12 protein-coding genes are annotated in these 11,372 nt (G+C 60.6%); 8 read left to right on the plus strand and 4 right to left on the minus strand.

Going from position 1 to position 11,372, the window contains the following annotated elements; translation table 11 throughout:
- The first annotated feature begins 20 nt into the window (after positions 1-20).
- From lepB to D8M21_RS03275, 8 genes are all read left to right on the plus strand, one after another.
- Positions 21-809, plus strand: a complete 789-nt coding sequence (gene lepB, locus D8M21_RS03240; RefSeq protein ID WP_053089909.1) for a signal peptidase I — start codon at positions 21-23, stop codon at positions 807-809.
- Positions 809-1,588, plus strand: coding sequence for a ribonuclease HII (locus tag D8M21_RS03245; RefSeq protein WP_048678113.1), 780 nt, complete (start codon positions 809-811; stop codon positions 1,586-1,588). The genes lepB and D8M21_RS03245 overlap by 1 nt, the downstream gene beginning before the upstream one ends.
- Before the next feature lie 114 nt (positions 1,589-1,702).
- A complete protein-coding gene (locus D8M21_RS03250) occupies positions 1,703-2,086 on the plus strand; it encodes a YraN family protein (RefSeq protein ID WP_048678116.1) in 384 nt (127 codons plus the stop codon).
- Entirely contained in the window at positions 2,086-3,621 is a 1,536-nt protein-coding gene (locus D8M21_RS03255) for a YifB family Mg chelatase-like AAA ATPase (protein ID WP_048678117.1), read from the plus strand. The genes D8M21_RS03250 and D8M21_RS03255 overlap by 1 nt, the downstream gene beginning before the upstream one ends.
- Positions 3,618-4,853, plus strand: coding sequence for a DNA-processing protein DprA (gene dprA / locus D8M21_RS03260; protein ID WP_048678119.1), 1,236 nt, complete (start codon positions 3,618-3,620; stop codon positions 4,851-4,853). Before D8M21_RS03255 ends, dprA begins: the two co-directional genes overlap by 4 nt.
- Positions 4,850-5,794, plus strand: a complete 945-nt coding sequence (locus tag D8M21_RS03265; protein ID WP_082156587.1) for a uroporphyrinogen-III synthase — start codon at positions 4,850-4,852, stop codon at positions 5,792-5,794. The genes dprA and D8M21_RS03265 overlap by 4 nt, the downstream gene beginning before the upstream one ends.
- On the plus strand, positions 5,791-6,738 hold the full coding sequence (locus D8M21_RS03270) for a tyrosine recombinase XerC (RefSeq protein WP_126855654.1): 948 nt from the start codon (positions 5,791-5,793) through the stop codon (positions 6,736-6,738). The genes D8M21_RS03265 and D8M21_RS03270 overlap by 4 nt, the downstream gene beginning before the upstream one ends.
- 163 nt (positions 6,739-6,901) lie before the next feature.
- On the plus strand, positions 6,902-7,408 hold the full coding sequence (locus D8M21_RS03275; RefSeq protein ID WP_048678122.1) for a DUF3145 family protein: 507 nt from the start codon (positions 6,902-6,904) through the stop codon (positions 7,406-7,408).
- Between the two features lie 96 nt (positions 7,409-7,504).
- On the opposite strand, the gene fabF is transcribed toward D8M21_RS03275, so the two are convergent.
- The 4 genes from fabF to D8M21_RS03295 all read right to left on the minus strand — a co-directional run bounded on the left by fabF (position 7,505) and on the right by D8M21_RS03295 (position 11,299).
- Positions 7,505-8,773, minus strand: coding sequence for a beta-ketoacyl-ACP synthase II (fabF, locus tag D8M21_RS03280; protein ID WP_048678124.1), 1,269 nt, complete (start codon positions 8,771-8,773; stop codon positions 7,505-7,507).
- A gap of 128 nt (positions 8,774-8,901) precedes the next feature.
- A complete protein-coding gene (locus D8M21_RS03285) occupies positions 8,902-9,147 on the minus strand; it encodes an acyl carrier protein (RefSeq protein WP_048678126.1) in 246 nt (81 codons plus the stop codon).
- 194 nt (positions 9,148-9,341) lie between these two features.
- A complete protein-coding gene (locus tag D8M21_RS03290) occupies positions 9,342-10,370 on the minus strand; it encodes a beta-ketoacyl-ACP synthase III (RefSeq protein WP_048678127.1) in 1,029 nt (342 codons plus the stop codon).
- Between the two features lie 26 nt (positions 10,371-10,396).
- Complete coding sequence (locus D8M21_RS03295) at positions 10,397-11,299, minus strand: ACP S-malonyltransferase (protein WP_126855689.1); 903 nt, start codon at positions 11,297-11,299, stop codon at positions 10,397-10,399.
- Positions 11,300-11,372 lie beyond the last annotated feature (73 nt).

An 11,372-nucleotide genomic window follows, 5' to 3' on the forward strand; every position in this document is an offset into this window, starting at 1 on the left:
TTGTGAGAAAAGGACACCCCATGGCATCTGATCAGAACGCCTCCGCCGACGACTCCTTGGGTGGATCGACGGTCGAAGAATCTCGCACTGCCCGTCGAGCAGCTCGACGTGACAAGAAGCAGGAGCCAGAGGGCCTCTGGCCGAAGATTAAAGAGATCCTGCTGGTCATCTTCTACGCCCTCATCATTGCTTTCATCGTCAAGACGTTCCTGATCCGCGGATTTTATATTCCGTCCGGTTCCATGGAGAACACGCTGGAACTCAACGATCGAATTTTCGTGAATGTCGCCGGTAACTACCTTTCCGACCCGGATCGTGGTGACATCGTGGTGTTCAAGGATAGCCAGCACTGGATTCCTGAGAATCAGTCGAATACGTCGTCTAACCCGATTCGTGATGCTCTCTCGTTTGTGGGCGTCCTGCCGGATTCCTCGCAGAATTACCTCATCAAGCGCGTGATTGGTAAGGGCGGTGACCACGTGACGTGCTGCTCCGCCGACGGCAAGGTTCAGGTCAATGGCAAGGCTATTGATGAATCCTCGTACCTCTATCCCGGCGCCAAGCCCTCAGATTTTCCTTTCGATGTCACCGTCCCGGAGGGCGAATACTTCGTGATGGGTGACCACCGTAACGCCTCGGCTGACTCGCGGTACCACATTCAGCAAGGTACGGAATTCGTCAAGCGCGACGATATTGAAGGACGCGCGTTCGTTACCGCGTGGCCCATTAGCCGTTGGACGTGGCTAGATTCCGCCGACAACGTCTTCAGCGACATTCCCGGTCCCAAAGCAACGAACAGCGATAAGTAATGCCCTCGGGTTCGCAAGAGCCTAACTTGGACCGGGGGCCGAACCTTGCCGTGGAGCAAGAGTTGCTCGAACACGGCTATGCCGGAGTCGTTGGCATGGATGAGGTTGGCCGGGGAGCATTGGCGGGACCGGTAACCGTCGGCGCGACGTGGGTACCTCCGGGACTTGCCTTGGCCGTGGAAGGTCTGACGGACAGTAAAGCTCTAAGCCCGGTCCGACGTCGGAATATGGTCCCCAAGATCCTCGACTGGGTGGTGGCCGCTACCGGTAGCTCGACGCCCCAGGAGATTGACGAGTTGGGGATCACGCAAGCGTTGCGCTTGGCGGGGATGAGAGCCATGGATCAACTGTGTTCGCGAGTTGGGCGAAGCACGATATTGGCATCCGCGGTCTTGTTGGATGGCCGTGACGACTGGCTGACACGTGCTGGGGACCTATTGTCCGCGCTGGAACCAGATCCGTTGGCTCGCCACCGCTCTGAGAATGACGTGTGGGATTTGCCGGTGACGATGCAGGTCAAAGGCGATTTTCGGTGTGCGTCCATTTCCGCGGCCAGTGTGGTCGCGAAGGTAGAGCGCGACGACGTCATGGTCGAGTTGTCGGAGGACCATCCGATGTATGCGTGGGATCGGAATAAGGGGTACGGTTCGTCGTCGCATCGGGACGGAATTCTTCGGTACGGGCCTTGCGCGGAGCATCGGTTGTCGTGGTCCTTGGGAGCTTCGGAAGCACAGATCCGGGCGGCGTTACGGACCCGGGAGGTGCAGCGCGGAACGTAGGCGCCGTCCACGGATGACCTCGTTTTGGGGAATCTACGGTGCTTATCCACAAATAATGCCCAAATTGTGCGTGCATCACGGTGCGCCGAGCCGGAATGGTGCATCTTGTGGGGCATGAAGCGTTGTAGCAATTCTCGGATCAGTCTTGGCTTGTGGGGCGAGGAGGTCGCCTCGTCCTTGTTGTGTTCGTTGGGTTGGGAGGTCCTGGAACGCAACTGGAGACCGCGTCCCGGGTGCTCGACCGTGCGTGGCGAGATCGACATCATCGCCGTTCAGGGTGAGCAGTTTGTGGTGTGTGAGGTCAAGACGCGCTCGAGTCTGCGATTTGGGCATCCTTTTGAGGCTGTGGATGTGTCAAAGGCCGCGCGGCTGGGTCGCTTGGCGGGTGCGTGGTGCGCGGCAACGGGGACCGACCGGGAGCGCGTGCGTGTCGATGTGATCGCGATCGTTGGTGATCAGCGGAGGTTCTCGGTGGAGCACCTGGTGGGGGTGCTCTGATGGGGTATGCCAGGACGTTCACGGTGGCGTTGTTGGGGTTGTCGGGTCACGTGGTCGAGGTTGAAGCGGATATCGGGCAGACTCTGCCGGCTTTCGTATTGCTGGGTTTGCCGGATTCGTCGTTGAAAGAGTCGAGGGAACGTATCCGCTCGGCCGCGAAGAATTCAGGTGTACCCCTCGTGCCGCGAAAACTGACGGTCAACCTTTCACCCGCAGGTCTCCCGAAGGCGGGTACTGCTTTTGACCTGGCGATCGTGGTGGCGGCGATTCAGGCGGCCGGTCAAGCGCGTCCGACGGATCGGTGCGTCTTTCTCGCCGAGACGGGGTTGGACGGTTCGTTGCGTCCGGTTCAGGGCGTGTATCCGGCGGTCAGCGCAGCGGTGGCGGCTGGGCATCGAGTCGTGGTGGTGGCCCGTGAAAACCGTGCCGAAGCGGAGTTGGTGCATGGGGCCGAGGTCCATGGGTTCGATGCCTTGGCGGATGTATTGCGTTGGTGTGGTGCGGAGGATGCGCGTCTTCGGTGGCCGGCTCATCGGCGCGTCCTGGAGCCGGCGGTACAAAAGGCCAGGGCACGCCCCGATTTGTGTGATGTGCTGGGTCAAGAACAGGGCCGTTGGGCCTTGGAGATTGCAGCCGCCGGGGGTCATCACCTCGCGATGTTCGGACCTCCGGGCTCGGGAAAAACGATGTTGGCGGAACGACTGCCGAGCATCTTGCCGGCCCTGGACGAATCGGCTTCTCAGGAGGTGACGTCGATTCATTCGGTGGGTGTTCCGGACGTCCGATTGAATCAACTGATGACCGAGCCTCCATGGGAGGCACCACACCATACCTCTTCGGCGTCGGCGATCGTGGGCGGCGGGAGTGGATTACCTTGGCCGGGCGCGATTTCTCGTGCTCACCACGGAGTCCTCTTCCTCGACGAAGCGCCCGAGTTTCGCCGAGGGGTACTTGATGCTCTGCGTCAGCCCCTCGAGTCCGGGTGGATCACTCTGAATCGGGCTCAAGGGAGCGCGAAGTATCCCGCTCGATTTCAGCTCGTGTTGGCCGCTAATCCGTGCCCTTGTGGTCGCTCTCTGAGCGTCGGAGAAGTCTGTTCGTGCGCACCTCGGGAAAAGCGTTCATATTTAGGTCGCCTGTCGGGGCCACTGATGGATCGCATCGATCTTCAGTTGCGGGTGCCGAAGCTTTCGTGGGCCGAGATCTCGCAGGGGCAGGTCCCGGAAACTTCGGACATTGTTGCGGGCAGGGTTGCTCATGCGCGTGCTCGGGCACGGGAACGACTCGCCCGGTGGGGCCTATCGTGTAACGCCGAAGTTCGGGGAAGCCAACTGCGGAATGAACTTCGGTTACCGGCGAGCGTCCTCGGCGGGCTGCGCAGACTGCAGGAACGTGGTCAGATTTCACTGCGTGGGTGTCACCGTATTGAACGGGTCGCCTGGACGCTGGCCGATCTCGACGACGCCGAGTCGCCACGACAAGAGCATATCGATGCGGCCATTGGCCTGCGGACCGGAGTGGGGTGTTCTGCATGACGCGGGAATCGACGCGGATGGCCGCTGAAGACGTTCGAAGCGCCCGAATCCAGCTGATGCACTTCCTCGAACCCCAAGATCACTTGGGCATGGCGCTAATCCATGTGCTCGGCCCCGTGAAAGCTTACGAGATCGTGGCGGGCCGAGCTCCCTCATCCGCGGAACTGGATGTCGTGAGGGAAGAGCGTCCCGAACTTTCCGAACGAATAGACGAGGAGCCTTTACAGAAGACTCTGTACCGATGGCGTCAACGACAACCCCTACGAAGCCCCTTGTCCATGGAACGAACTTTGACTGATAGAGGATCCTGGCTCGCCGTACCGGAGGACGAGGATTGGCCCGAAGCTTTGGCGCATATAGGGGAGAGGGCACCGATCGGTCTCTGGGGGCGGGGAGACAGGGCCGGCCTCTCCACGCCGGTGGACACGCAACTCGCCGTCGTTGGATGCCGAGATTCCACCAATTACGGGCACGAAGTCACGGGTCATTTGGTGAGCGCGGTGGCCGCGGAAGGCTACGGCATATTGTCTGGTGCCGCTTTCGGTATCGACGCCGTCGCGCACCGAACAGCTCTAGCCACGGGGACGGGGGCGCCTTCAACGATCGCGTTCCTCGCGTGTGGAATCGACCGAACCTATCCACGGGCTCACGAAGAACTCCTGCGGGACATCGAGAGGTCAGGGTTGATTCTGACAGAGCTGAATCCAGGTTCGAGTCCCATGCGTCACCGATTCCTGCAACGCAATCGACTGATCGCGGCCCTGTCGGCGGTGACTCTCGTGGTCGAGGCAAGGCTTAGATCGGGTGCCCTCAACACCGCCCGTCATGCCTTGGAGATGGGCCGCACGGTCGGTGTGGTTCCGGGTCCGGTGTTCAGCGCGCAGTCGGCGGGATGCCATCGATTGGTTTCCGAAGCACCGGTAGAACTCGTGACTTCCAGTGATGACCTGCTGAACCTGCTACCCAGTGGTGAACACCGAGGAACGGGCTCCAGACATACAACGAAGGCGCCGCCTCGAGACAATGTGGAGACCGAATTGGCCCTGACCCAGATGCAGGTGTTGGTGAGAGAAGCACTGCCAGCTCGTCATCCCGTACCGCCTGAGAGGCTTTGTAGCTCCGCCGGGTTGCCCATCCGCGACGTCCTCGCCACACTAGCTCAACTGGAGCAGCGTGACTTGGCCGAATGCCGTGACGGTTTGTGGAAGATGTCGACAGGTGGCCGCGCATGACGCGTAACGCAACCAATCCACCAGGGGAGAAGCCCCCGGGTACAGTAGGGAAATCCGAGGGTCTCGATCAGGACCATCACAACGTAGGAGGAGGTGCCGCGATGTCGGACGTGACGAATGAGCCCTGCGTCTTCGTGACTGCCCAACGTAAAGCAACCGAGATCGAGGGCGCCCTCCAGCGCAAAGGTGTGCGCGTGGAGCATTGTCCTGCGTTGCTCACGACCCCGGTTGAAGACGATCCTCGGCTCATGGCCACGACTCGGCACATCATCGAGAGTTCACCGGACTTCGTGGTCGTCACCACCGGCAGAGGGCTTCGTGGATGGCTCTCGGCGGCGGATGCGGAGGGCTGTGGAACGGAGCTCCGCGAAACGCTGAGAGGGGCGAGAATTGTGGCCCGCGGGGCCAAGGCCCTCGGCGCCTTGCGGGGCGAAAAGATTCCCGTCGAGTGGGTGTCTCACGAAGAGACGGCTGCGGACGTTGGGCGGTACCTTTCGACATTGCCGTTGGAAGGGCGGACCGTCGTCGTCCAGCACCATGGAACAGGTTCGGATGGCCTCGACGAGCTCATCGAATCACGGGGTGGCAAGAGCGAACCCGTTGTGACCTACAGGTCTGACCCGCCCTCTGACTCCGAGCCGTTGCGGAACAGCATCCGGGCGGCCGCACACGGCGGTGCCATTGGGGTTCTCTTCACCTCGGCCAGCGGCAGTGAAGAATGGTTAGCGTTGATGAGTGAGACAGACCGCGCCCAGATCGAGAGGGCGACCCGGACAGGAGAAACGGCACTTTTTGCCGTCGGGGACGTCACGGCAGCACCACTGGTCGCCGCCGGATTGAGTGTGCGCGTGCCGAGTCGATTCCGCCTGGGCGCTGTTCTCACGCTCATCACAAGGTGGGCGTCCGATCTGAGAACTCCCACGATGGAGACGACGTCGTGAGCACCGCAAATTCACAAGATAACCATGAACTGGGAGAAACGTTCACCCAAGCCCTCGGCGAGTTCGAAGAATACCTTCGCTATGAGAAGGCGCGTTCCCCGGAAACCCTTCGGGCCTACACATCAGACTTGCTGGAGCTCTTCCGCTTCGCCCAAAAGGTAGGCCTGACCTCGCCTTGGGAGCTCGAACTCGAGCACCTCCGTGAATGGCTCGGTTGGGGATTTGAACGTCGCGAAGCCAGAACGACCTTGTCACGAAAGGCGTCCAGTGCCCGCACGTTCTACGCCTGGGCTCACGGCAGGGGAAAAATCGACACGAACCCCGCCCTCAGAATCCAATCTCCGAAAGGGCATCGTACCCTTCCCAAAGTGCTGAGCACTCAGGACATCACACAGCTTCTCGAACTCGTCGAGAGCGACATCCTCGAGAACCCCGAGGACGTACGAGCCCTGAGAAACCGTGCCGTCGTCGAGCTGCTGTACGGCTCCGGGGTGCGCATTGCAGAACTCTGTGGACTCAATCTGGGTGACATCAACACCGAACGCAGGACCATCACCGTTACAGGTAAAGGCAATAAGCAACGGACTATCCCCGTAGGAATCCCGGCAATGTCGGCGATCGACCATTGGATACGCCGCGGGCGCATCCAATGGGTCCATTCCGCCGAGAATGCCCTCTTCATCGGCGTCCGCGGCAAGCGCGCTGGAGCACGACAAATTCGGGATGATCTCAACGCGCTGCTGAGCCGAGCCACCAGCGCAGGCGCCACCGGGGCGCACATTTTCCGCCACACAGCGGCCACTCACATGGTCGACGGCGGCGCTGATATCCGTGCAGTCCAAGAAATGCTTGGGCACTCAACCCTGGCCACAACGCAGATTTACACGCACGTTTCCGTGGACCGGCTTCAAAAGACGTACCGTCAGGCGCACCCGCGAGCGTAAGGGGGTCCAGGGAATTCACAGAAAGCCCACCGATGATCCACGGCTCTCCGGGTCTATGCCTCGCGCAAAATATCGGGCACAATACTAATCGTTGACCCGTTCATGGTTCACCGTCGTCAGGTCGTAGGGGAAGACGTATCTGTCGATGACATGGGAGCCTAAGGTGAATACGACGTCAACCCGAGGGGTTTTGCACGTACACGCAACCCCGAGTGCATTGTGCCCACACATCCGCTGGGCGCTGGAATCCGTGGCCGGCCGGTCAGCGGATCTTGAGTGGTACCCGCAGGAGGCCCTGCCGGGACAACTTCGAACCACCATGGAGTGGGAAGGCCCTCAAGGCACAGGCGCCCTGATCGCCTCGGCTTTGCAACGACTCAAGTCCTTGCGTTTCGAAGTGACCGAAGAAGCGAGCAGCGGCTCCGATGCGGGGCGATGGGCTTACACCCCTCAACTGGGTATCTTCTACGGAATGACCGACTCCCTGGGCAATACGGTCATTACGGAGGACCGTGTGCGGTACGCCTATGAGTTTTCTCAAGGAAACCCCGAAGTTCTACTCCGCCAATTTGCTCTCGCGTTGGGCGAAGCCTGGGACACCGAACTTGAGCCGCTTCGTGAGCGTGCCATCGAGCCAAGCAACGTGCGATACCTGCACCGCGTTGGCTAGCATCGAAACCAGATAGCAAAGGGCCCCATCGGTTCCATGACTGATGGGGCCCTTTCGCGTGGTCCCCTTCCGGGCGACCTCGCGGGAGCTCAGTACCTAGTTGACGCTCCGGAAAGCCACGACGGCGTTATGTCCGCCGAAACCGAAGGAATTGGACAAAGCCACGATGTCGCCCGAGGGCAACTCGCGAGCCTCCGTGACGACGTCCAAGTCGATCTCCGAGTCCTTATTCTCGAGGTTGATCGTGGCCGGAGCCTTGCGGTCGTACACGGATAGAACGGTCATCACGGCTTCCAATGCACCGGCGGCACCGAGAAGGTGGCCCGTCATCGATTTCGTCGCCGAAACAGCAATATTATCCGTGTGTTCGCCAAAGGCCACCCGAAGCGCGATAGCCTCGGCCGGATCACCGACGGGGGTCGACGTCGCGTGTGCATTGACGTGCACCACGTCCTCGACCGCGATGTCACCGGCGGTCAACGCTTCGCGGATGCTTCGGGCGGCGCCGATGCCCTCCGGATCATTGGCGGTGATGTGATGGGCGTCGGAAGACACCCCAGATCCGGCGAGTTCCGCGTAGACCCGCGCGCCGCGCGCCTGAGCATGCTCCTCAGACTCGAGGATCAGAGCCGCAGCGCCCTCACCCATGACGAAGCCGTCGCGATCGACATCGTAGGGGCGTGACGCCGCTTCGGGGTCGTCGTTGCGCTTAGACAAGGCTTGCATTTTGGCAAACGAAGCGAGGGTCATGGGATGAATCGCCGATTCGGTACCTCCGGCGATGACGACGTCAGCTTTACCGCTGCGGATCAAGTCCAATCCGGCGTGCAACGATTCGGTGCTCGAGGCGCAGGCCGAAACCACGGTCTGGGCGGTCGCACGTGCCTTATGGTTCAGAGAGATCGCGGCCGCGGAGCCATTCGGCATCAACATGGGAACGGTCATCGGCAGAATGCGGCGGGGGCCCCGTTCACGAAGGGTGTCCCAGCTATTGAGCAACGTCCAGACGCCGCCAATGCCGGTGCCAAAAGAAACGGCGAGGCGATCGGGATCAAGTTCCTCAGCGGCGTCGGCGTCGTCGGCGGTGAATCCGGCATCCTTCCAAGCCTCGCGAGCGGCGATCACGGCGAATTGTCCCGAGGGGTCGAGCCGCTTGGTCTCGACCTTGGAGATGAATTCGGAATCTTCGACGGACTGTCCTGCACGTCCGGCAATGTATACGGGGAGGTCGTACTCGGCGACCCAATCGTCCGTAAGGGTCTTGACGCCGGAAACGCCTTGGAGTGCATTGTCCCACGTCTCGGATACGGTGCCGCCGATGGGGCTGAATGCGCCCAATCCGGTGACTACAACTTTCTGACTCATCTCACGTCTTTCTTGATTCCGCCCACGTCGATGGGCTCAGTCCGCGTCGGACATCCTATAGGTGGGCGAAAGGGAACAGTTGGGGAGAAGCCAGGGCGCGGCACCTTAGTACCGCGCCCACACAACGACTACTCGGAAGCGTTAGCGATGAAATCGACCGCTTCACCCACGGTGGTGAGGTTCTTGACCTCTTCGTCCGGGATGGTCACGCCGAACTTTTCCTCGGCGTTGACGACGATGGTCATCATCGAGATCGAGTCGATGTCGAGGTCCTCGGTGAAGGACTTCTCGAGCTGAACGTCGGCGGTTTCCACGCCGGTCTCCTCGTTGACGATTTCGGCGAGGCCGGAGAGGATCTCGTTCTTATCAGCCATGATGTTCTCCTTTTTTGTGTGAACACACATCGAGTCAACGATGCATGCGTTGTCATGCGGTCATGTAAAACCGAAGCATCCCGTGCCAACGGGCATGAACTAACCCCTACTTTATCGTTTCGAGGCCGAACGCGCCGGTAGCTCGGCCATTCCACACGCTGCAATTTCGCGGCAGGGGATAGTGATGTGATCAGTCAGGGCAGGATGATGACCTGAGCGGCGAAAACCAACCCCGCGCCAAAACCGATCTGCAGGGCGGGCTTGCCTGACAATTCGGGTTGCTCCTTCAAGAGGCGGCACGTGGCCAGGGGGATGGACGCCGCGGAGGTGTTGCCCATCTCGGCAATATCTCGGGCGACGGCAACATGCTCCGGAATTTTGAGGGTCTTGACCATTTGATCGATGATCCTCATATTCGCCTGATGAGGGATAAATGCACCTAAGTCCTCGGAAGAAATACCGGCAGATTCCAAGGCCTCTTGGGCGACTTTGGCCATTTCCCACACCGCCCAACGGAAAACAGAGGGACCGTCCTGGTACAGGGTCGGCCAGATCTTATCCTCAGCAGTGACGGGCTCGTGTGCCCAATCCCTATTCCTCACCTCGAGCATTGAATGGCTCATATTAATGGTTTCCCATTTTGAACCATCCGAACCCCACACCGTGGGTGAAATGCCGGGGTGATCCGACGGACCCACCACGGCCGCACCTGCGCCGTCGCCCAAGAGGAATGAGATGCTTCGCTCGGAGTTGTCGATGAAGTCCGAAAGCTTCTCGGCTCCAACGACCAATACCATGCCTGCCGTTCCGGCCTTGACCAGAGCATCTGCCTGAGCGATCCCGTAGCAGTAGCCGGCGCAAGCGGCCGAAATGTCGTAGGCCGGGGCCGGAGTGGCACCGATGGCGTCAGCCAATTTCGTGGCGAGTGAGGGCGTCGCGTAGGGATGGGAGACCGTCGAAACCAACACGGTGTCGATCTGTTCCCCAGAGACTCCCGCACGAGACATCGCATCCTGAGCGGCCTCCAGGGCCAGGTCGAAAACGGATGTGTCCGCACCGGCCCGGCGCCGTGTGGAGATGCCGGTGCGCGTGCGAATCCATTCGTCCGAGGAATCAATCCACTGGCAGATGTCGTCATTCGTGACGACGACGTCGGGTCGCGCCTCGCCGACGCCGAGGATTCTGGTGTACTTCTGAACAGGGGCCGTCTTGAGGGTAACCACGATGCTCTCTTTCCAGTAGGTTCGAGCTACTTTTCGAACAGCTCGTCCAGCTGATCGGGAGTGTTGAGCGCCGTTCCGGGAACGCCCTTCATGCCGCGCTTTGCGAGGCCGACCAATGTGCCGGCGGGGGTCAGCTCGATCAACCGATCCACTCCGGATTCCTGCATGGTCTGCATGCAAAGATCCCACCGGACCGGGCGGGTGACCTGGTCAACCAGGCTCTGTGCAGCGGCCGCGCCTGACGTGACCGGCTTGCCATCTTTATTCGACAAGAGGGTGGTCACGGGTTCGTCTGTCGAGAGGTCGTGGGCGAGTTCTTGAAGGTCGGCTACTGCGGGGCGCATGTATGACGTATGGAATGCCCCAGCGACTTTCAACGGGATGACTCGCGTCTTCGCGGGCGGATTGGCGGCGAAAGCCTCCAGATTTTCGATCGATCCAGCGGCCACAATCTGACCGCCGCCATTGGAATTGGCCGCGGTCAGCCCGGCCTGCTCAATGGCTTGCCGCACGTCGTCCTCGGAGCCGCCCAATACGGCGGACATTCCGGTGGGTTCCGCTGCGGAGGCACGGGCCATTCCCGAGGCGCGAACCTTGATGAAGCGCATGGCATCTTCAGGCGTCATGACACCGGACAGCGCTGCTGCGGTGATCTCACCAACGGAGTGGCCTGCCCACAGCACGCGTTCTTCACGGACGCGCTCCGTCAAGAGTTCGCCCACGACGATGCCCGCCGCGACGATGAGGGGCTGTGCGATAGCGGTATCTTTGATGGTTTCTTCGTCGGCTTCGGTGCCGTAATGAATGAGGTCGAGGTCGGCGGCGGTGCCGAGGGCCTTTAACCGCTCAGGCACTCCATCGACATCGAGCCACGGGGTCAGAAAACCAGGTTTTTGGGAGCCCTGTCCAGGGCAGAGAATTGCTAACACGTTCAACAGCTTTCCAGAAATGTAGGTATCAGTCACGTCGCAAAAAAGGCGCTGCGGTCGAATCGGAGTGAAT

This window comes from Kocuria sp. HSID16901, assembly GCF_003989425.1.
GTDB lineage: Bacteria > Actinomycetota > Actinomycetes > Actinomycetales > Micrococcaceae > Rothia > Rothia massiliensis.